12 protein-coding genes and 2 pseudogenes are annotated in these 22,476 nt (G+C 65.8%); 10 read left to right on the top strand and 4 right to left on the bottom strand.

Annotation, left to right across the window (positions count from 1 at the left end):
• Positions 1-2 precede the first annotated feature (2 nt).
• Together OH799_RS03460 and OH799_RS03455 are read right to left on the bottom strand one after the other, a co-directional pair.
• Positions 3-7,457: pseudogene (locus tag OH799_RS03460) on the bottom strand (alpha/beta fold hydrolase); the annotation flags it as partial.
• A gap of 541 nt (positions 7,458-7,998) precedes the next feature.
• Positions 7,999-8,655 carry a hypothetical protein gene (locus tag OH799_RS03455; protein ID WP_406275602.1) on the bottom strand — a complete coding sequence of 219 codons (657 nt, stop codon included), beginning with the start codon at positions 8,653-8,655 and terminating at the stop codon, positions 7,999-8,001.
• An 18-nt stretch (positions 8,656-8,673) separates the two neighbouring features.
• On the opposite strand from OH799_RS03455, the gene OH799_RS03450 reads away from it, so the two are divergent.
• On the top strand, positions 8,674-8,910 hold the full coding sequence (locus OH799_RS03450) for a hypothetical protein (protein WP_406275599.1): 237 nt from the start codon (positions 8,674-8,676) through the stop codon (positions 8,908-8,910).
• 382 nt (positions 8,911-9,292) lie between these two features.
• On the opposite strand, the gene OH799_RS03445 is transcribed toward OH799_RS03450, so the two are convergent.
• The gene (locus OH799_RS03445) at positions 9,293-10,066 is read right to left on the bottom strand and encodes an IclR family transcriptional regulator (protein ID WP_406275596.1); all 774 of its coding nucleotides are present in this window, start codon (positions 10,064-10,066) and stop codon (positions 9,293-9,295) included.
• A gap of 65 nt (positions 10,067-10,131) precedes the next feature.
• Between OH799_RS03445 and OH799_RS03440 the strand changes: the two genes are divergently transcribed.
• From OH799_RS03440 to OH799_RS03425, 4 genes are all read left to right on the top strand, one after another.
• Positions 10,132-11,289 carry a cupin domain-containing protein gene (locus OH799_RS03440; protein WP_406275593.1) on the top strand — a complete coding sequence of 386 codons (1,158 nt, stop codon included), beginning with the start codon at positions 10,132-10,134 and terminating at the stop codon, positions 11,287-11,289.
• Entirely contained in the window at positions 11,286-12,116 is an 831-nt protein-coding gene (locus OH799_RS03435; RefSeq protein ID WP_406275590.1) for a fumarylacetoacetate hydrolase family protein, read from the top strand. Before OH799_RS03440 ends, OH799_RS03435 begins: the two co-directional genes overlap by 4 nt.
• Before the next feature lies 1 nt (position 12,117).
• Positions 12,118-12,738 (top strand): maleylpyruvate isomerase family mycothiol-dependent enzyme, encoded by a 621-nt coding sequence (locus OH799_RS03430; protein WP_406275587.1) that lies wholly within the window; start codon positions 12,118-12,120, stop codon positions 12,736-12,738.
• Between the two features lie 416 nt (positions 12,739-13,154).
• Positions 13,155-13,931 (top strand): PP2C family protein-serine/threonine phosphatase, encoded by a 777-nt coding sequence (locus OH799_RS03425; RefSeq protein WP_406275583.1) that lies wholly within the window; start codon positions 13,155-13,157, stop codon positions 13,929-13,931.
• Between the two features lie 81 nt (positions 13,932-14,012).
• Here OH799_RS03425 and OH799_RS03420 read toward each other — a convergent pair whose 3' ends face one another.
• The gene (locus tag OH799_RS03420; RefSeq protein ID WP_406275581.1) at positions 14,013-14,849 is read right to left on the bottom strand and encodes a glutamate ABC transporter substrate-binding protein; all 837 of its coding nucleotides are present in this window, start codon (positions 14,847-14,849) and stop codon (positions 14,013-14,015) included.
• Between the two features lie 419 nt (positions 14,850-15,268).
• Here OH799_RS03420 and OH799_RS03415 point away from each other — a divergent pair, with 419 nt between their 5' ends.
• The 5 genes and pseudogenes from OH799_RS03415 to OH799_RS03395 all read left to right on the top strand — a co-directional run bounded on the left by OH799_RS03415 (position 15,269) and on the right by OH799_RS03395 (position 21,686).
• On the top strand, positions 15,269-15,916 hold the full coding sequence (locus tag OH799_RS03415) for an alpha/beta fold hydrolase (protein WP_406275578.1): 648 nt from the start codon (positions 15,269-15,271) through the stop codon (positions 15,914-15,916).
• 74 nt (positions 15,917-15,990) lie between these two features.
• Positions 15,991-16,086 (top strand): annotated as a pseudogene (locus OH799_RS03410) (MerR family transcriptional regulator); the annotation flags it as partial.
• 223 nt (positions 16,087-16,309) lie between these two features.
• Entirely contained in the window at positions 16,310-16,666 is a 357-nt protein-coding gene (locus tag OH799_RS03405; protein ID WP_406275575.1) for a hypothetical protein, read from the top strand.
• A 258-nt stretch (positions 16,667-16,924) separates the two neighbouring features.
• On the top strand, positions 16,925-18,229 hold the full coding sequence (locus tag OH799_RS03400; protein WP_406281760.1) for an amino acid permease: 1,305 nt from the start codon (positions 16,925-16,927) through the stop codon (positions 18,227-18,229).
• A gap of 1,360 nt (positions 18,230-19,589) precedes the next feature.
• On the top strand, positions 19,590-21,686 hold the full coding sequence (locus OH799_RS03395; protein WP_406275572.1) for a CARDB domain-containing protein: 2,097 nt from the start codon (positions 19,590-19,592) through the stop codon (positions 21,684-21,686).
• The last annotated feature ends 790 nt before the right edge of the window (positions 21,687-22,476 follow it).

The following is a 22,476-nucleotide window of genomic DNA, read 5'->3' as shown; positions in this document are numbered from 1 at the left end:
CTTCAACCATCGGCCCGCACCTTCGCCTCGAGCCAGCGCCGTATCTCCTCCGCCACTCCGGAGGACTTCCCTCCGATGATCGAGAAGTGGTCCGCGTCGATCTCCACCGTCTCGCCCGTGTGCAGCCAGGCCGGCACCCGCTCGACGAGCTCCCCTCCGGGCAACGGCGTTGCCGCACTCAGGCTCAACATCGGCGCGACGATCGACGCGGGTTGCCGTTCGTCGAATATCTGCATGTACTTGGCCATGGCGACCAGGCCGTGGTCACCGATCTCGGTCATCTCGTCGCCGAGATCGAGCAGCGAGCCCATCGCACTCACGAACACCCGCCTACGTTGCTCCGCATCGTCAGGCGAATAGGGGTCGAGCAATATCACCGCCGCGGGACCGTGCCCATTCTTCTCGAGGCGATGCGCCAACGCCTGCGCGATCGCACCACCCGCCGAATAGCCGACGAGAACGACCGGTCGCGAGTCCCCGGCTTCTTCCACAATCGCCGCGAGGCAATCCAGCAACCCCTCCCACGACCTGGGCAACAATTCCCCGGACCGGGTTCCCGGCAGGCGCAGCACAGTTATCGGGTAGTCGGCGCCGAGCTCACGCGCCAGCCGACCGAACATATGCGGTCCGGTCCCGACCATGAACGACGGAACACAGATCAACGAAGGGCCGACTGGAGCACGGTCGCTCCGCAAGCTTCGCTCCGTCCCTCTGCTCAGCGGTATCGGGGTCGGGAGAACCGGCAGATCGTCGATGGTGGTGAAGGTCTCGGCGAGCTTGGCGATCTCCAGCAACATCGGTATCGCGGTGTCGACTCGCCCGCGCCGGTGCGCGGCCACGACCAGATCGGTGAGCCAGTCCCGAGTCCCGGTTTCCACTGTGGTGTCCGGCATCGGCAACGAGACCCGCACCGGAGCCCGACCCGCGAACAACGGCCCCCAATCCACGTCGATCCCCGCATGGTGAGCGTGCGCGAGGAATGTCAGAAATTGCGTCACCTCGTCGACACCGCGGCGGCCCGCCGCCGCGACCAGCGGCGCGACATCCCCGGGCCGACCGGCTAAGCACTGCCGGGTCATCGGCACCAGCACTTCGTCCGGCCCGATTTCCAGGAAACGCCGCACACCCATGTCCACCATGGCGTCTACCCCGGCCTCGAAACGAACCCGGTCGCGTGCGTGACCGACCCAGTACATCGGTTTGGCGGCAGCCACGCCCGCGACCATGCCGAACACGGTGGACACCACCGGCAACAGTGGTCGGCGGTAGGTCACCCGGTCGGCCACGGCGTCGAATTCCGGCAGCATGGGATCCATCGCGCCATCGGTGGACGGTGTCCCCGTCAACCGATCCCGCGCCACAACCAACGCGCAGGCATCGGCCGGCGACCACATCCCAGCCACGTACGCGGCAACCAACTCGCCGAGCGAATGCCCGATGAGCACATCCGCAGTGATCCCGAACGACTCGACCAGCCGGAACAACGCCACCTCGTACGCGAACAGTGCCGGCTGCGTGTACTCCGTCCGATGCGGCCACGCAGTTCGGTCCACCCCGGCTTCGCCCACATCACCGAAGACGATGTCCTTCAACGAAACATTCAGCAGCCGGTCGAACTCGGCGCACAGCTCGTCGAACGCTGACGCGAACACCGGAAACGCCGCATACAACCCGGCACCCATACCGACCCGTTGCGCACCTTCCCCGGTGAACAAGAACGCGATCTTCCCGTCGACCGGCACACCCTCGGCCACACCCGGCACAGCCGATCCCGGCAGACCTTCTGCCAGATCGGCCAACCGGGCCAGCATGGTATTCCGGTCAGCTGCGACGACCGCCCCGCGCCACTGCATGCGGCCTAGCCCGGTCAGCAGCGAATGGGCCACGTCCACCGGTTCCACGTCCGGATGCACCGACAACCACTCACGCAGTCGAGCCGCCTGCGCACGCACTCCCGCTTCGGATTTCGCCGATATCAGCAACGGCACCATCGCCGATGCCACCGCGCCGGAGCCTGATGCGCTCGGCTCGACCACGCGCCGGGGACTCGCGGGCGCTGCCGCAACATCGACCCGGGACAGCACGAACGCCGCCAACGCCGCCGCAGTGGGATAGTCGAACACCACTGTCGACGGCAATCGCACATCACAGGTTTTGGCGAGCCGGTTACGAAGCTCCACCCCAGCCAACGAATCGAACCCGAGCTCGGTGAACGGCGCATCCGGATCGATAGCATCAGCGGAGATATGTCCCAACACACCGGCGACCTGCTCACGAACAACGTCGAGCACAATCGCCGTGTGATCCTGCGCTGGTGCGGCGGCCAACCGCCGCACCAATGTCCCGCCATTGTCCGCCGCGCGCCGCACCGGCACCGTGACGATCGAATGAAACATACTCGGCAGAGTTCCACTGCGCGCCTGCGCCGACAGCACCTCGGTGTCGAGTTCTATCCCGACCACCGCTGGCGCCACTGCGGCGATGGCGCGATCGAACAACGCCAAACCATCCCAGGTCTCCAGCGGGCGCACCCCTGTTCCGGCCATCCGCGCCATCGCCACGCTGTCCAGACCGCTGGTCATGCCGCTGCCCTGGTTCCACGATCCCCACGCGATCGACACCGCGGGCAGGCCCGCCGCCCGCCGGTGCGCAGCCAGCGCGTCCAGGAACGCGTTCGCCGCGGCATAGTTGCCCTGCCCCGGCGAACCCATCACCCCCATAATCGATGAGAACAACACGAACGCCGAGAGATCCACGCCCTCGGTCAACTCGTGCAGATGCCACGCAGCCTCCGCCTTCGACGCCAGCACCCGGTTCAGCTGCTCGGCGGTCAGGGTCTCGACGGTACCGTCATCGACCACGCCCGCCGAATGGATCACCGCGCTCGGCACGAACTCGTCCGGCAACTCCGCCAGCAGCGCCGCCAGCGCGGCACGATCGCTCACATCGCAGGCCGCCACCCGAATCTGCGCGCCGGACGCCGTCAACTCGCCCACCAACTCGGCTACCCCGTCGGCCTGCATACCTCGCCGCGACACCAACACCAACCGGCGCACACCATGCACTTCGACGACATGCCGAGCGACCAGTGCTCCCAAACCGCCAGTGCCACCGGTGATCAACACCGCACCCGCCCCGAACGCCGAAGCGGCTTCGATGACGGTGTCCGCGTGGGCCTCCATGGTTGTGGAGACTGCCGCCTGCGACCCTGACGCTCCCCGCCCCGTCGCCGCGGCCGATTCGGCGTGCCGCCGCAACCTCGGCACCTGGATGGCGCCGCCGCGCACGGCCAGCTGCGGCTCGTCCGAACCGACCACTGCGGCGATCATGTCGGCTGTCAGGCTCTCCTCGACACCTGCGTCGAGGAGAATGAACCGCCCCGGATGCTCGAATTGAGCACTGCCCACCAAACCCCGCACGGCTGCGCCCGCCGGATCCGGCGCTTGACCTGTCGCTCCCCGCGTCAGCACGACCAGTCGCGAGTCGCTGAGCCGCTCCCGACTCTGCCACTCCTGCAACAGCTCCAACGTCGATCGCAGCCACACGCGCGTCCGGGCCACCACATCACCGTCACCGCTGGGTGACCACACGACCAGCTCCGGCACCACTCCACCGTCGAGCAACCCCGCGAGTCCGGTGTTATCGACACCGAGCATCGCAATCTGCCTTGGAGTGCTCTTATCCAACGACCGCACTTCCGCCCCGGAGTCACCCGGCACCGCCATCCATTCGACTTCGAACAGCGATACACCACGCCCGGCGCCCTTGTTCAGCGTCGTGGCGTCCACGAGACGGACGACCACCGAATCGAGGCTCAGCACCGGTGCACCGGCGTCGTCGAAGGCGACCACCCGCATCCGCCCGGCGTCCAATCGCACCAGCCGCATGCGCACGGCCGTCACCCCACTGCGATACAGCCGCACTCCGCCGAACGAGAACGGCAACGGCAGCTGCCCCGCCGGCACGTCGTGCGCGAATTCGGTGATCAGCGGGTGAAAGGCGGCATCCAACAACGCGGGATGTATCCCGAACAGCGCTGCCTGATCGCCGGATTCGCCATCGAGCGACACCTCGGCGAGCAGATCGTCACCGTCACGCCAGACCGACCTGACCCCCTGGAACACCGAACCGTAGCCGATCCCCATGTCCGCCAACTGGTCGTACAGCCCATCAATCGACACAGGATCGACGCCGTCGGGCGGCCAACCTCCGGAAACCGCCGATTCGACCCACGCCGGAGCGGCCTCCGCAACCGGCGTCAGCATGCCGTTGGCATGCGAAACCCATTCGGCCACATTGTAATTCTCATCAGAGACAACACGGGAATGGATCACGAACCGACGCCGGCCCGCACCGTCGGCGGGTTCGACGCCGATTTGAATATCTACTGCAGTGTCGTCCGCCAACAGCAGTGGCGCTTCCAGCAACAGCTCCTCGACGAACTCCGCGCCCGCCTTCGCGCCCGCGGCCAGCGCCAGTTCCACAAAACCGGTCCCGGGCAACAGCACCGAACCGAAAGCCGCGTGATCCGCGAGCCACGGATGAGTACGCACTGACACCCGACCCGTGAACAGCCATTCGTCCTTGCCCGCCAACGGCACGCCGCTGGTGAGGAGCGGATGATCCGATGACCCCGCCGAAGAACCACCACCGAATGGCTTCAACCAGTACCGTTGGCGCTGGAACGCGTAGGTGGGCAAGGACATCCGGCGCAGCGCCCGGCCCCTGAACAATGGTCGCCAGTCCACCTCGATACCAGCGGTGTGTGCTTGCCCCAGCATTGTCACACACTGCGTCACCTCGTCGACCGAGCGTCGAGACCCGGCAGCCACCACAGAGTCCGCCTCGATGTCCGGGTATTCGGCCAGGCACCGGCGAGTCATCGAGGCCAGCACCGCGTCCGGCCCCACCTCCACGAATCGTCGTATTCCAGCCCGCACGAGAGCGTCCACACTCGGCGCGAATCGCACACACTCGCGCACCTGCTCGACCCAATACTTCGGCTCACACACCTCATCGGCTGCCTGCGCACCCGAGACGGTCGAGAAGATCGTGACGGTCGGCGCGCGATAGGTCAAACTTTCGGCTACAGCATGGAATTCGACCAGCATCGGGTCCATCCGCGCCGAATGGAACGCGTGGCTGACCCGCAATCGTGACGTCTCGACCCCCTGGTCGGACAAGGTTCGCGCCGCCTCGTCGACGGCGTCATTATCACCGGACAGCACCACCGACGACGGACCGTTCACCGCCGCGACCGACAGTCGATTCCCATACAGCGCCACGATCTCTACGGCACGCTGCTCCGTCACAGCGACCGCCACCATCGCCCCGCCCTCCGGCAACGCACCCATCAAACGACCCCGTGCCGCCACCAGCACACACGCATCCGCGAGTGACCACACCCCCGCCACATACGCTGCGGCCAACTCCCCGATCGAATGCCCGACCAGCACATCCGGAGTCACACCGAACGACTCCAACAGCCGGAACAACGCCACCTCGAACGCGAACAACGCCGGCTGCGTGAACTCCGTCCGATCCAACAGTCCTTCGGAGGCGGAAGCCGGGTGAGCATCGCAGGAACGAGGAGCGGAGCCCGCCTGGATCCGACCATCGAATACAGCATCGGCGAACATCACCTGCCGCAACGAACCACCGAGCAACCGGTCGAACTCCGCGCACACCGCGTCCAACGTCTCCGCGAACACCGGGAACGCCGCAGCCAGCTCCGCCCCCATCCCCACCCGCTGCGCACCCTGACCGGTAAACAGAAACGCCGTCTTGCCCGCCCCGGCCGTTCCCTCGACCACTCCTGGCGACGACGAACCGCTCGCCAACTCCGCCAGGCCCGATACCAACTGCCCCCGATCGCCGCCGACCACCACAGCGCGGCGATCCCACTTCGCCCTGGTCTCGATCAGCGATGACGCCACGCTCCACAGGTCCGCAGCCGGATGGTCGATCAGCCATTGCCGCAACCGATTCGCCTGGGCGCGCAACGCAGCACCAGACTTCGCCGACACCAGCAACGGCAGAACATCCACCGTGGCCGTGGGAACCGCGTCATCCTCGACCGAGGAGACAACTGGCAAGGGTGCTTCCTCGAGAACAATGTGCGCGTTGGTACCGCTGATTCCGAACGAGGACACTCCCGCCCGCCGCACCCGCTCACCCACACGCCACGGCTGGGCCTCGGTCAACAACCGGACCGTGCCTGCCGACCAATCCACATGCGGCGACGGCACATCCACATGCAATGTGCGCGGCAATGTCTCGTGCCGCATGGCTTGTACCATCTTGATCACCCCACCCACACCCGCGGCCGCCTGCGAATGCCCGATATTCGACTTCAACGACCCCACCCACAGCGGCACCGCACGACCCTGCCCATACGTCGCGATCAACGCCTGGGCCTCGATCGGATCACCCAACGGCGTCCCCGTCCCATGCGCTTCCACCGCATCCACATCCCCCGGCTCCAACCCCGCCGCCGCCAACGCCGCACCGATCACCCGCTCCTGGGACGGACCATTAGGCGCAGTCAAACCATTCGACGCGCCGTCCTGATTCACCGCGCTACCACGAACCACCGCCAAAACCTCATGCCCCAAACGCTGTGCATCCGACAAGCGCTCCAGCACAAGCACACCCACCCCCTCGGCCCACCCCGCTCCATCCGCCGATGCCGAAAACGCCTTGCACCGCCCATCGCGTGACAAAGCCCGCTGCCGGGAAAACTCCACAAACGACAACGGCGTCGACATCACGGTCACACCGCCCGCCAACACCAGTGACGTCTCCCCGCGCCGCAAGGCCTGGCAGGCCACGTGAATCGCCACCAACGACGACGAACACGCGGTGTCCACCGACAACGCCGGGCCCTCCAAACCCAACGTGTACGCAACCCGACCCGACACCACGCTGCCCGCCGACCCGGTACCCGCGTACCCCTCGGCAACCGGACCCGCCGCCATGGCCATATGCTGATAGTCAGCATGCATCACGCCCGCGATTACGCCGGTGTCGCTGCCGCGCAACGAGGTCGGATCGATACCCGCGTCCTCCAAGGCCGCCCAGGACACCTCCAGCATCAGCCGTTGTTGCGGATCCATCGCCGACGCTTCACGCGGACCGATCCCGAAAAACCCCGCATCGAAATCACTGATCCCGGAAAGGAAACCGCCCTCCCGCGTGTATGTCTTCCCGAACCGGTCGGGATCGGGATCGAACAACCCCTTTACATCCCAACCCCGGTCCACCGGAAACCCGCCCACGGCATCCGAACCGGAGTGCACCAGATCCCACAACTGTCCCGGCGACTCGACGCCACCCGGATACCGGCAGCTCATCCCCACGATCGCAATCGGCTCGTCGATCCGCGCCCGTAACTTTGTCAGCTCGTCGCGAGTCTCCATTAGCTCGACGGTGTACTTTTTCAGGTACTCAAACATGCGTGCGGACGAATCGCCAGCGCTTGTGTCCACGGTGTCACATCCAAATCCAGCGTATTCAGTGTCGTCGAAGAAGCCCGACGGCGAGCGGGGCCATCGGGCTATTGATATCGGTCGGTCAGGTGTCGGTTCCGAGGCGGCGACTCGCCGAATACCGATTGATTCGACCGCTTGACAACCCCTTGGTGAACCGAGACTCCTTTCACTGCGGTGAAAGGTACGCCGGAAGTGTCATAGGTCTTGCCCGACTCGAGCCCCGCGGCCGGTGCCCTACTTCCCAGAAGACGAAATCAGCACTCATCCAACATCTCTCTTCGCCGAGCAGGCAGCAACAGAGGCGCCCATGTTGCCTGCTGAGCAGCAGCTTGCCAGCGGTATCGGGTTCTCGCAACTCGTGCAAACGCTCGCTCCTGAGCAGGCCGCGGCCAAGACTTCGTTCGCCCGAATCGAGCCCGGTCACCGCTGGTCGAGCACACATAGCGGCGGGATCTGCCGGCGCTGCTGCGTGAGCGGCCACGGCGTTTCGCGTCGCGGAACTCGGTGGTCAGGAGTGTGTCCCGGCGGGTGTCCGGACGACTATTTCGCCACCCAGTTCGTAGTCACCGGACAGCTGTAGCCCGTCTCCGCTCCAGAATCGCCCGGGGTCATACCAGTTGGGGCTGCGGTGCTGCGGCAGCAGTCCCATCGCCTGGTATGTCACAGCCACGATCTCCGCGCAATACGCGCTCTCCAACTCGCGGGCGGCTGCCTGGCGCAGCTTGTGGCGCGGCAGGCGCGCCCGGCCGCGTAGCCAGCGCCCGGCGAGACCGGCGGTGGATGGGAACGGGGTTCCGTCGAGCCGGGCAATGGTGCGCAGCAGGCTGTCTTCCATCTCTTGGGTGGCCGGACGGTTCAATTGGCGCAACCATGCCTGCTGACCGTAGCGGTGCGCCCACACCAGTACAGCATCGCGCAGATTGTGCAACTGAACGCCACGGTGCGCGACTCCCGACCACATGTCGGGCAGAGACCGGCCGAGCTCCGCATGCCAGATCAATGCGGGCAGATCGTCGATCACGACCGACATACCGACATGATTCACCGGACTGTTCGTCGTCATCCGGATCGCCCGGTCGACTGCCGAATGACCACGGAACAGCCAAATGTCGCCAGTTCTGGTGAGCTCGAGCGCTCGGTCCAGACTGATGCCCGCACCCGTCATGGCAGTAGCCTATGCGGTATGAGGTGGTGGAAGGCAGTGGGATTGGCGGGTGCGGCCGGTGTGGTCGCCACCGGTGTGGTGATCGTGCGCGCCGATCGCCGCCGCCGTGCCTACACCCCAGATCAGGTCCGCGAACAACTACACCTGCGATTCGCCCGAGCGACGCCGGCTCAGGCCGCTGCCGAAAGCACCCCTCCGGCACCGCGGGACGCCTCTGGTATGCGCGGGCGCATCCGACGTTTGTTTCGGCGCTGACCACAGCCGGGAAGCGCAGGGGGCCGCGGTGGTCGTCGGATGGGTAGAGCTATTCAGTCGCGTTGGTTCGGCGCCGGGCAGGCTTCGGGGCACGTGGACGACGGCGAGCACTGGGCTGTCAGCGTGTGATTCGATACCACTAACGGTCGGTACCGACCTGCTGATGTCGAGTGTCGATGCGCCTTCGATGTTCCCGCCGACCGCGGACGGAGAGTTTCCGAGCAGCACACGCCCGGACTGCGTGCTCTCATGGAGCAGCGAATGACTTTCCCCGTCCGGGACGTAAATGCTGATCGGTGGCGCTGGGCTGTCGAGCACGACGAGATGCCGGACGCCCGTCCTCGCCGAGAATGTAGCTCCATCCATGTAGTGCATGTCTCGCTCAGTCGCCTCTGCCGGATTCGATGGCACCGGCCGCTCGATGGAGCGTGGCGACGAGGGCCGGCAACTGATGACGGTCGTAGCGGACAGTCGGCATCGAGATCGAGAGGCCAGCGAGCGCCGTGCCGTCGGCGTCCCGAACCGGGACTCCGATCGCGACCACACCTCGCTCCGACAGGCCGTTGTTGAGCGCGAACCCGGCACGGCGGACGCGGGTCAGCTGGGCCCGAAGGCTCGGCACGTCCGGCCGTTCGTCGGGGCGCTCGACATACCGCTCCGCGGCATACAGTTCGTCCAACTCAGCCGGGTCGAGGGCCGCGAGCAGCACCAGGCCGGCGGTAGTTCGGTGGGCCGGGAACACCATACCCTCGCGCGAACCCACCCGGAGGGCGTGCCGACACTCGACGCTTGCGATGAACCGCGTCGTGTCGCCCGTGCGGATCGTCAGGTTCGCCGACTCGCCCACGACGTCGACGAGCCGCTGGAGATGCGGCAGGGCAGCAGTCCGGAGCCGCGACGTACGGGTCTGCGAGTGCGTTGCGAGTTCGAGGACCGGACCAGGGTGGTAGACACGCTGGTCGTCCTGAACGGCGAAGTCGCGGTAGACGAGCGTCCGCAGCAATCGGTGGGCCGTCGACCGCGCCACCCCGAGCCGCTCGGCGACCTGGCTCACCGTGAGCCCGCCCTCCAGCTGCAGCATGACCGCGGCCCGGAGCGCGTGGTCGGCACTGGTCACGACGTACGTCGGCGGGGTCTTCGGTTCAGCGTTGCCCATGCCTGCTCGTTCCGCTGTCCAGAATCTCGTGTTCCGCTGATGCGACAAGTGTCAATGTAGGCGACATGAGCACGACTGACATCCCTGTCCGCTTACAGGCGGTCGCGCTGCCGGACCAGCCGGAGGTGACTCCTGCGCTCGAGGAGCTGTACCGCGGCTTCGAGCAGGAGCTGCTCGTTCCGCTGTGGACCGAGATCGGTGACCTGATGCCAGCGCATCCGCGGTCGCGCGCAGTGCCGCACCTGTGGCGATGGGAGAACCTGCTCCGCCTAGCCGAGCAGGCGGGCGACATCGTCCCCGTCGGCCGCGGCGGTGAACGTCGTGCGATCGCGCTGGCGAACCCGACCCTCGGCGGTCGGCCGTTCGCCACCCCGACGCTGTGGGCGGCGATCCAGTACCTCATGCCCGGCGAAGACGCCCCCGAGCACCGCCACACCCAGCACGCCTTCCGTTTCGTGGTCGAGGGCTCGGGGGTGTGGACCGTGATCGGGGGCAGCGGTGAGGTGTCCGTCGGCGACGCCGTCCCGATGCGCCGCGGCGACTTTCTGCCGCAGGCCGGCTGGAACTGGCACGCGCACCACAACGCGACCTCGGAGCCGATGGCATGGATCGACGGGCTGGATATCCCATTCCAACACGTCATCGAGTCGCAGTTCTTCCAGTTCGGTCGCGAGGAAATCAGCGAGCCCGAGCGAATCACCTCGGAGCGCTCGCGCTCCGAGCGCCTGTGGGGCCACCCAGGCCTGCGGCCGCTCTCCGTGGGCGAGGTCGCCCCCGGCTCGCCGCTGCTCGCCTACAAGTGGGAGCACACCGACGCCGCCCTGAACGACCAGCTGCTGCTGGAGAAGAAGGGGTACGGTGGCACCGTCGAGCCCGGCCACGCGGCCGTCCGCTTCTCCAACCCGCACAACGGCTCCGACGTACTGCCGACCATCCGCGCGGAGTTCCACCGGACCACCCGCGGCGCGGAAACCGCACCGGTTCGTGAGACCGGGTCGTCGGTCTACCAGGTCTTCGACGGCTCCGGCACGGTGACCGTCGGTGACAAGACCTGGTCGGTCACCCGCGGCGACCTGTTCGTTGTCCCGTCGTGGGAGCCCTTTTCCGCCAAATCGGAGGCCGGCGACACCGACTCCGACTCCGGTGCACTCGACCTCTTCCGTTTCTCCGATGCGCCCGTCTTCGAGGCGCTCCAGCTCAACCGTCAGGAGACCACCCGATGAAGCTCGCCACCCTCCGTGTCAACGGTGGCACCCGCGCAGTCCGGCTCGACGGTGATCTCCTGGTCGACCTGGGCTACGACGACCTCGGCGCGCTCTTCGCTCAGGACGAGTGGCCCACGATCGCCGCCACCGCCACCGGTGAGACCTGGCGGGCCGAGGGCGCCGACCTCGCCGCCGTCGTGCCCAATCCGTCGAAGGTGATCTGCGTCGGCCACAACTACACGAACCACATCAAGGAGATGGGTCGCGAGCTCCCGAGCTACCCAACCCTTTTCACGAAGTTCGCCGACACCCTCATCGGTCCGAACGACCGGATCGTGAAGCCCGCCGAGACCGACGCCCTCGACTGGGAGGTCGAACTGGTGGTCATCGTCGGCAAGCCGGTCCGCCGGGCGACCGAGGACGAGGCCGCCGCCGCCATCGCGGGCTTCACCGTCATGAACGACGTATCGGTGCGCGACTGGCAGTTCCGAACGATCGAGTGGACCCAGGGCAAGATCTGGGACTCCTCCACGCCCGTCGGCCCCTACGTCGTGACTCCCGACGAGGTCGGCGGCGTCCGCCCGGCGCTCGAGGTCAAGACGGTCGTCGACGGCCAGGTCATGCAGCACGACGACACCGGCACGCTGCTCTTCGACCCCGTGCACCTCATGCAGTACATCTCGACCGTCATCCGGCTCAACCCGGGCGACATGATCGCCACCGGGACGCCCGCCGGGGTCGGCCACGCCCGTGAACCCAAGGTCCACCTCGTCGGCGGCGAGACCGTCGTGACGGAGATCGCCGGCCTCGGGGCATGCACCAACCAGGTCGTCAAGGAGTCGTGAGGTGCGCACGCACGCGGACTCGCTGAAGTGGGTCGAGCATGGTACGGAGCTGCTCGCCGCGCAGGTGACCATGCTGGAGGAGCAGGAGATGGCGGAGCCGAGCGCCCTGCCCGGCTGGACGCGCAAGCACCTCGTGGCGCACGTCGCCGCCAACGCGGACGCACTCGCCAACCTCGTGCACTGGGCCAGAACCGGTGATCGCACGCCGATGTACTCCTCGATGGACCAGCGCAACGCCGACATCGAGTCCGGTGCGAAACTGTCCGCGACCCAGCTGGCGGCATGGATGAACGAGGCAGCGCGCAACTCGGCCGTCGCGATGGATGCCCTGACCAGGGAGCAGTGGCGCGCCGAGGTCGTCACCGCGCAGGGCCGGACCGTGCCGGCCACGGAGATCCCGTGGCTGCGGGCGCGCGAGGTGTGTGTGCATGCCGTCGACCTCGGCACTGGCCTGACCTTCGCAGATCTCCCCGACGAGTTCCTCTCCGCGCTCGTGGCGGACATCCAGCTCAAGCGCGGTCTCGATGAGGTTCCTGACGGGCAGCTACCCGAGGTCGCCGCCTACCTCGCCGGTCGTCCCCATTTCCTCGCCGACGTCCACGACCTCGGCCCTTGGCTCTGAGGAAGCGGCAACCTGGACGTGAATCGTCACGGCGGCCGGTGGACCCGATGGTCCGCGATCGGGTGCGAGCGGTAGTGCCCGTGGTGAACAGCAGGGCGCCGTCCCGGGCCTCGCGCATGGCCGGCGCGAGCCACCGTGATGCCGTCTCGGCAATGTGCTCTCAGGGCCATTCGGCCCTATCGAGTACCGCGGTTGTTCTGCTGAAGTGGGTACCGAATGATGCGCACACCCGAGTATGTCGTGGAATGCGCTCCGGTCTTTCATGCGATAAATGGGCATGAACCGAACAGGTCTGGACGATCCATGACGAATTCAGAAGCCGACGAACCGGGTGACGGACACGGAAATTCTTCTGCGCGCTCTGTGAGAGAGTCAGCGTCGCAAAGATTTTCGACGTGGCGGGTGTCATGGGTGCTATGACGACTGCCGCGTCGACCTGTCGTGAGGTGCTGCGGTCCGCCGGAGCCTCGTGGGATTCGGTGAGCAGACGTGGACCGCGCTCCATCAACGCCGACGCAGTCGCCGCGATCTCCGACCCGAGTACGGGTCGCATCGCCTGCGTCGTCGCCGACGGTGTCGGAGATCATCTGCTGGCGGCGCGAGCGGCACGGGCTTGTGTCGCGGTCGCCGCGCGAGTCGGCGCCCGCGCTGGAGCGCGAGCCGCAATCCTCGCCGCACAACGGGAATTGCTGCGTGAATTCCCGCAGCCTGAAGCGGACACTGTCCTGGTCGTCGCGGTGCTTCCGGCATCCGACCAGCCCGACGCGCCATGCGACATCGCTTGGGTCGGTGACTGTCGCGCCTACCGATGGAACGGGCGAGTGTTGCAGCAGATCACCACCGACCACACCGTCGCGGAGTTCTGGCGAGCTCGTGGGCGCAAGCCCGATCCCGGGATGGATCACATCGTCACCACCTCGATACGCACCACTCGTCCATCCGACATCGGACACGCCGCCACGGGATCCAGCAACGGCAGACTGCTGCTGTGCACCGATGGCGTGCACAGGCGTCTTGGTATCGCCACGATCAAATCGACGCTCGCGGACAACACAACAGCCCGGCTCGCCGCGGACTCCCTGGTGGACAACGCACTGTGGATGGGAGGAACCGACAACGCCACCGCACTCATCACAGACGGTAGACCACCTATCGCCGACGTGGACAGCGATCCGCTCGAGACCACTCGATGAACACATTCCGGGATGCTGCCATCCCCTCCCACCGGGTATCACTTCTGTGTGTCCTTGTCGGTGGGAATCGGTGGAGTCCGATCAGTACCGGTCGACGGTGGGCGGCGTCAGCGTCGAGTCCCGGAGCGGACCGATAGTTTCCTCGAACGCCTTCGTCCAAGAACCGTCGGCGATCATTTCCTCGATCGCGTCGTTGATCCTCGCCCGGGTCTGCTGATCGCCCTTCTTCAGCCCGATGCCGTACTTCTCTATGGTGAACGTGTTGCCGACCAGCTTCAGTTCGCCTGATGCCTGCCCAGCGAAACCGGCGAGGATGATGTCGTCAGTGGTCACCGCGTCCACCGAACCGCTGCGCAGGGCTTCGACGCACCGCGAGTAGGTGTCCAGTTCCACCAGTTGGACGTCCTTGGCGTAGTTGTCCTTGACGTACTGCGCCGGGGTGGAGCCTTCGACCGAGCAGAGCTTTTTATTGCCGGTCAGCGACTCGACACCGATGACATCAGTGGTCTCCTTTTTCACCAGCAAAGACTGCCCGGCCACGAAGTACGGCCCGGCGAAGTCGACTTTCTCCTTGCGTTCGTCGGTGATCGAGTAGGTGGCAACGATGAAGTCCACCTCGCCGTTCATGATCATCGTCTCGCGTCGAGCTGTCGGCGCCTCTTCGAAGGTGATGCCGTCGGGCCGCACGCCGAGCTTGCCGGCCACGTATTCGGCGATCTCGACGTCGTACCCTTGATACGAGCCGTCCTTGTCACGAAAGCCCAGTCCGGGTTGGTCGAACTTGATACCGATGGTCAGTTTCCCCTCCCTCACGTGATCATCGGTGGTCGCGGTGTCGCTGCCGCCACCGCAGGCGGTAGCGACGAGGGTGACGGCGATCGCCCCGATAACGAGGCGGAATAGTCGGTTGATCCTCATCGCATTCGGTTCCCTCTCACGCTGAGCCGTCAGGCCGGATCGGAGGCCCGGGCGCTGACGGTAGGTCATTTTTCCCGGGACTCCGAGCGCCCGTATCGAATGCCTTCCCAACAGTGGAAATGTGTTCGTCCGCGTAAAATAGCGACTCTGCAGCTCCGCACCGGTCACTGCCGGACGTCGGCGAATTCGCCGGTACCGACTACGCCGAAGCAGCGTGCTCAGTGCATCGCGATAGTCAATGGAATTGCAATAGTCAATAAAGGCGAAGCCGCCGCAGGCCCGGGCCATCCGGGAACTCAACGCCGAGCACGATCACGGAGTCCGCACATCGCCCCGCGGCAGTGCGTCCTGCGCACGTTTCGGGTACTGCGATGGAAAGGCTTGACCCTGACCCTGCGTCAGGGTTGGAGCCTTGTCGCATGACGAACAACATCACTTCCTCGGCTCAGTTCGCTCCACCGATCGGAAGGTTCCACGAGGTCGACGGCCGTCGCATTTTCGTGCATCGGTCGGGCAGTGGCGGACCAGCCGTCGTGCTCCTGCCGGGCGCGAGCGCGGTGGGGCTTGACTATTTCGGTGTCCAGCAACAGGTTTCGCAGTTCACCACCGCCGTAGTGTACGACCGCGGCGGCACGGGCTACAGCGATCCCCTCCCGCTGCCGCGCAGCGCCGCCGCGGTCGCCACGGAACTGCACGAGCTGTTGCACGCCCTGAATATCGCCGCCCCATACGTGCTCGCGCCACACTCCCTGGGCGGCTTCTACGCGCATCGGTTCGCGCAGCTGTACCCGCAGGAGGTGGCCGGCCTGGTCTGGTTGGACGCCCTGCACCGCGACGTCCCGGTGGTCGCTCTCACCGTGTTGGGCGCCGACCCCGCCCAGCCGGAGCGGGCGCGGCAAGAGATGCATGACGCCAAGACGAGAATGGACGCGGCCCTGGTGAGCGCGGTCTCGCACGGGAAACAACGGATCCTCTCCGACACCTCCCACCACCGGCTCTGCGTCGACCGCCCTGATGCCGTGGTCCAAGCGATCCGCTACGTCGTCGACCGGGCGGCTCGCCCCTAGACTCGGCATGACCATGCCCGACGATCAGAGGTGAACGGTTGCTTACGATCAGCCAGCTCGCGGCGACCGCCGGCGTGACCGTGCGCACCGTTCGCCACTACCATCACATCGGTCTGTTGCCCGAGCCCGAGCGTGATGCCTCCGGCTACCGCCGTTACAGCGCGCAAGTGGCGGTGGATCTCATTCGGATCAGGACTCTCGCTGATGCCGGTGTTCCGCTGGCCCGTATCTGCTGCATGCACAGCCGACCGAGTTCGCCGCGGCCATTACCGACATCGACGCCGAATTGCGACGCAAGGTCGACCAGCTCACCGAATACCGCCGCCGGATCGCTGAATTGGACAGCGGCGAAAGGCTTGTCCTGCCCCCGAGGTGGTCGCCATCCTGAACCGGATGCGCAGTCTCGGGGTCAGCGAACGGAGGGTACGACTCGAGCGCGACTCGTGGATTCTGATGCAGGCACTGGATCCACGCGCCATGCCGCAGCGGATACGGGACAAGAATGCCGGCTTCGACGATCCCGAGACGACGCGCCTGTATCTCGCCTGCGATCAATCAGTCGACTGGGATCCGCACGATCCACGCCTGGACGCATGGGAGATCAAACACCAACGAGACAGCAGCCGGCCGGGGAACCTGAAGCTGATCTCTTCCCGGATCTCCGAGGAAACACCGGCGGCATGGCAACGCATCCTCGATGCGCTCGCCGACCGCGCCGAGCGGCGCCGGATCGCCGGGCACGCCAGCTGAAGCCAGCACCGTGGCCACGTCCGACAGCTGAGGCAAAGTGTGTGACGAATCCCACTTCACTGCTATCTTGCCTGAATTCAACTGAGCTACGGAGGCTCGATGGCACTCAGCCGCAAATCAGACGTGAATCCCCCAGCAAGGGATGGGGCGCCGCCGGTGACTTCCACCCACGAGGGAGAGGGAAACCCTCCGGGTGGGGCATCGGGGCGGCCAGTCCGGATCCTCCACAAGGGCGGGTTACGGCAACGGCACCTGACGATGATCGCCCTCGGCGGAATCATCGGTGCCAGCCTGTTCGTCGGCAGCGGATCGGTCATTCAGACCGCCGGACCGGCGGCCGTGTTGTCCTATGCCCTCGGCGGGGTGCTCGTCATCTTCGTCATGCGAATGCTCGGTGAAATGGCCACCGCCAAGCCCACTCTCGGTTCGTTCATGGAGTATGCGCGAGAGGCCCTCGGTGAACGTGCCGGCTTCGTCGTCGGGTGGTTGTACTGGTATTTCTGGGTCGGCGTGGTCGCCTTCGAAGCCGTCGTCGGCGGCAAACTCCTCGGCGGATGGTTCCACGTACCGGACTGGGTGTTCGCGCTGGTGCTCATGTTCATCCTGACGGCCACCAACTTGCTGTCGGCGCGCTCGTTCGGCGAGACCGAGTTCTGGCTCGCCTCGATCAAGATCGCCACCATCATCGTATTCCTCTCCGTCGGTGCGCTTGTCGTCCTCGGGCTCTGGCCGGGCTCGCAGCTCTCGGTCGCCAACATCGGTCAACACGGCTTCATCGTCAACGGTGGGTTCTCGATCCTGCAGGGCGTCGTGGTGGTGATCTTCTCCTACTTCGGTGCAGAGATCGTCACAATGGCGGCCGCCGAATCGGAGCACCCGGCCAAAGCAGTGGCCAAGGCCACCAACACCGTGCTGTGGCGGATTCTGCTCTTCTATATCGGATCCGTGGCCCTGTTGCTGATGATCACCCCATGGACGGAGATCCCCGGCGACTCCAGCCCGTTCGCGGCGGCCTTCGACAAGTTCGGCCTTCCCGCGGCCGAGCAGATCATGAATGTCGTCGTGCTCACCGCAGCACTGTCCGTCCTCAACTCCGGCCTCTACACCGCCTCTCGGATGTTGTTCGCCCTCGCCAACCGCGGATGGGCACCGAGCTGGACCAAGGATTGCAACCCCCGCGGGGTTCCCTGGAAGGCGATCCTGCTCAGCACGATCGTGGGCTATGCGGCGGTCGTCATGAACTACGTCTCACCAGATCGGGTGTTCTCGTTCATCATGAACTCCGCCGGGGCGGTGGCCCTGTTCGTCTATGTCATCATCGCCCTTTCCCAGCTGAGCCTGCGCTCCCGCATGACCGACGAGGAGAAATCCGTGCTCGGCCTGAAGATGTGGCTGCATCCGTGGCTCGGCATCGTCACCGTTCTCGGAATCGTCGTCATCATCTTCTCGATGAGCCTGATCGAGGCCACCAGGCCGCAGCTGTGGCTGAGCCTCGTCAGCCTCGGCTTGCTCTTGGTGGCCTACTCGGTCACGCAATGGGTGCGCCGCCGCGCACGAACCTGACCGTCCCGCTCCTGAGATGGCTTCGCCTCTCCCGAGATTCGCGGCCGTCGAGGAGAGACGTCCTACTTGTAGGACACAGTGATGAGTAGTTCGGTCCCACTCGAATGAAAACTCGCGACGGACGGTGCATTCGGCGCGAGTCGGGTCCGAGATGGAACCGGGCGCCCCGTGAGGTGCGCCTTACGTTCCGAAAGAATCGCCCGAATCCCCGAACCGAGGAGCCATCCCCGTGGCTACCGCCGACCCCGCGGCGTCGCCTACCGCGTTCGTCGTGGTTCCCGAACATGTCTGCGATGCCGTGCCTCGTCCGTCGTCGTCCCAGCATAGCGGTGATGGGGTTGGTCCCGGCAGCGTGTAATCGGGTTGAGGTGACGACGGTCGGGGCTGCCCGTGATGTGCGTCGAGATCACGGCGTGTCTCTATGCCGCGTGGTGCTCGCCCCGATCGGCCACTCGATAGTTCGCCGAAATATTCAGGCAATCACCGTGATTGGGGTGCTGGTTCGTCGTGTGCCGCGGGTGGCGGTGTGTGGGTCCCAGCGGTTTCTGGTGATGATGACGGCGTGGAGGTGGCGCAGGATCGTCGCGACAATGGCCTTATCGGCCGGGACCAGCGCCCGAAGCCGCGCAAAACGCGCGTTTCGGTTGCGATCACCCCGCGACAAGCCCCTACCGTTACCCACGAACGTCCTCCTACTGCGATGGGACACCGAGCCCGACAAGCGCATCAGGAGGACGCTCCCTCGTCCAGACACCCGGCGCATAGAACGACCTTCAATGCCGCGACGGCAGCCCGAGCGACCGGGCGATCGCGCTGAACCACTCAACAGCCCAGCACCGGCGCCACGCTTCGACCTGACGAGCAGCAACATCCCGGACCCCCGCGCCCAAACATACACGCCGACAGGGTTATTCACTCGGCGATGCGGTGATCCTTAGGGGACAAGAACGATTCGCGGACACCGCCTCTGACCAGCTCGTGACTCGCAGCGTTGCGTGGCAGCGTTTTCGCGTTGTCAGGTGGCGCCAGAGCGGAACCGGCAGGATCACCGAACGGATTTCGGGGTATGCAATTTCGGGGATCACGCTTTGCCGAGCCTCTGCGGCGTGCTGGAGGGGCTCGACGTTGTCCGGGTTCCGTTCGGCTCGACAGCCGGTCCGGGATCGGGGTTCATCTGAAAACGGACGAAAACGGACATCGGGATTCATTGTCAAAGTGGTGCTGCGGAGGCGTTACTGGATAGTGCAGTGTCCCAAGCGAATTCGATGCTGCTGCGCCGAAAGTCCACACCGCGCGGCACCGTCGGAGGCCACCAATGCCTTCTCGACTGCGGAACCGCTGAGCGATATGGGGGAAATCAATGACCACACCCGTCCCGCTCCGTGTAGCGCTGGTCAACGGTAGCTTCGAGGCGCCCGTCGTCACCAATTACGAATTGTTGCCCGACGCCTCGCAAACGCAGGCACCCAAGCGCGTTCCTGGCTGGCGGACCACCGCAACCGATCACCAGATCGAGCTGTGGCACTCGGGCTTCAACGGCGTGCCCGCGGCGGACGGCGCCCAGTTCGCCGAGCTCAATGCCAACCAGGTCTCCACGCTCTACCAAGACCTGCCGACTACCCCCGGCACCACACTGTACTGGCGGGTGTACCACCGCGGCCGTAACGGCCAGGACACGATGGCGCTGGACATCGGCGCGCCGAGCGCGGTGGTCGAGCAGCGGCGGTTCACCGACGGCAACACCGCCTGGGGCTCCTACTTCGGCACCTACACCGTCCCGGCAGGCCAGACGAGCACCCGCTTCGCCTTCCGTTCCGTGTCCGCCGCCGGCGGAAACCAAGCGGTCGGAAACTTCCTGGACGGGGTGTTCTTCGGGACCGCGCCCCTGGTGGAACTCGCCAAGACAGCCATCCCCGAGGGGCCGCTGGAGGTGGGTGAGGTCATCACCTACCGCATCACCGCTCGAAACGAAGGTGGTGGCGCTGCCGAGGCACTCACGCTGACCGACGCCATCCCTGCCGGGACGACGTACCTGCCGGGGTCCATGCGCATCGTCGACGGTCCCAACACCGGAGCGAAGACCGACCAGAACGGGGATGACCAGGCATATTTCGACGCCCAGGGCAACCGGGTCGTCTTCTACCTCGGCAACGGCGCCTCCAGCGGGCAGCCTGGCAGCCTGCCCAACACCGAGACCCTGCCCGCAGGGACCACGGTGGAATACCGGGTCACCATCGACCAGAGCAGCGCCGGCGGACAGGTCGCCAACACCGCCACCGCCACCTACGAAAACCGCCTCGGTCCCACCCCGGAGCCACTGACCGCCACCTCCAACGAGGCCATCACCCCGGTCCTGCCGGCCGCCGACCTGAGTGTGGCGAAATCGGCCGACGCCACCACTGTCACCGTCGGCGAAACCGTCACCTACCGCATCACCGTTCGCAACACCGGACCCAACCAGGCCACCGGCGTCACCGTCATCGACCAACTCCCCGACCATCTCATCTTCCTGTCGGCCGCCGCCTCCCAAGGCAGCTACGACCCGGCCACTGGCCTGTGGACCATCGGCGACCTCGCCGACGGCGCCACCGCCACCCTCACCCTGCAAGCCAAGGCCACCGCGGCCGGCCCGATCACCAACACCGCCACCGTGGACGGGAACGAAACAGACCTCACCTCCGCCAACAACACCGACACCGTAACCATCTGCGTCGAACGTGCCTCCTCCTGCTGCGACCCCTGCACCCCACACCCACAACCCCCCGGCTCCTGCTGCAGCAGCGTGGACATCGACCCGACCGGCTGCAACGCGCTGACCTGTACTCCGTCGGGCCTGCTCGTCCCGCAGACCCGTGTCATCGGAAGCTCCGGCCCGGCACCGGCCCGGATCGCCAACGACCAGCAGTCCATCGACGTCGTCGTGCAACGCCCGCCTGCCGATGACTGCCCGCAGAACTACAGGATCCAGGCATACCTGACGCCTCTGCGTGGCGAGGCCGGTCGAGTCGCTGATGTCGACCTGCGGCCGACCCGTGTCAGCAATGACTGGGCGAACACGGCATTGCAGGTCACGCTTCCCGATCCTGGCGTGTACCTGGTGATCGGCGATATCGACACGAATATCTGCGCGATCATCGACTACGGGGGCGGCACGAACCTGTGGACCGAGGTGCGCCTCATCCATGTGCAGTCCGGCGCCGTCGAATTCGCACCCCGCATATCAGCCCAACACCAGTTCCGGGCAGCGCCAGAGACCCGCTTCCAGCATTGTTCCCACGGTCCGACCTCGCTGTCCGGGCTCGTCACCGTGACCGCGGCGCAAGGGTCGAAAACTGTCCGCGTGCAAGCGATCCTGCACGGCGGCGGCCCAGGCGACGGCATCGACGATGCCACGCTACAGACCTCGTACTTCCAAGGAGACCGTTCCTACCTGACATACGTGAAAATCGCCGACTAGCAGACCCGCTGAATACCGAGGTGTCGAGGCCGACAGCACGGGGCGAGTGACTCTTCCGGGACACCCGTGCTGTCGACACTTTCCACGGATGCTTGATCCCAAGAGGTTTGGGTGGCCGATTCCACGCCGGTCGGAGGCGGCCGCTCTGCGCATCGCCCACCCCCTTGGAATCGAGCATCTCAATCTGTCGGTCGATAAGAGCAAGCAGCTCATCAGCGCTGGCGGCCGCCTCGACGGCCACGCGAACGCTGCGAGTCGGGGATTCACGTTCGGCTGCGGCCTCGGCCAGCGTCGAACGGATTCGCTCGACCAACCGCTCCTTACTCATCGGCAGACGTCGTCGCCAACAACCGCCGCAGTGAGACGATCTGGTCATCGACCATCGACCATCGACACGGTCGCGGTGGCTTCCCAACGCGAACGCAAATATTTCGCCTCTTGCCATATTGCGCGGCGGTGCAACACCTGGCGATGGTTCGGGTCGGTCGGGAGGGCCAAGGTCTGGGCGGCGAATCGTTCGATGTCGACCATGTTTTCATCGCCCATAGCACCGACGCGTAGGAGATGACACCGCGCAAGCGGCAGCCTCGGCGGAGTCGATTTCCCAAATCATCTCCACCCGTGACCTTTCGGTTCGAGTGCGGCAAAGTGTAGGTGGGTAGACACATGTGGTCGACATGTCGTGAGAGACCGAACCACGGCACCTGGACAGTCGGCACTGTCGATCTCCAACCTGTTCCGGTCGTCTTCGGACAGTTTGGAACAGCCCCTCGAGGAGGGAGGTGGACAC

The organism is Nocardia sp. NBC_00881 (assembly GCF_045207455.1).
Taxonomy (GTDB): Bacteria; Actinomycetota; Actinomycetes; order Mycobacteriales; family Mycobacteriaceae; genus Nocardia.
Note: the sequence above shows the minus strand (reverse complement) of the source record. Positions and strands in the feature narration are given on the sequence as shown.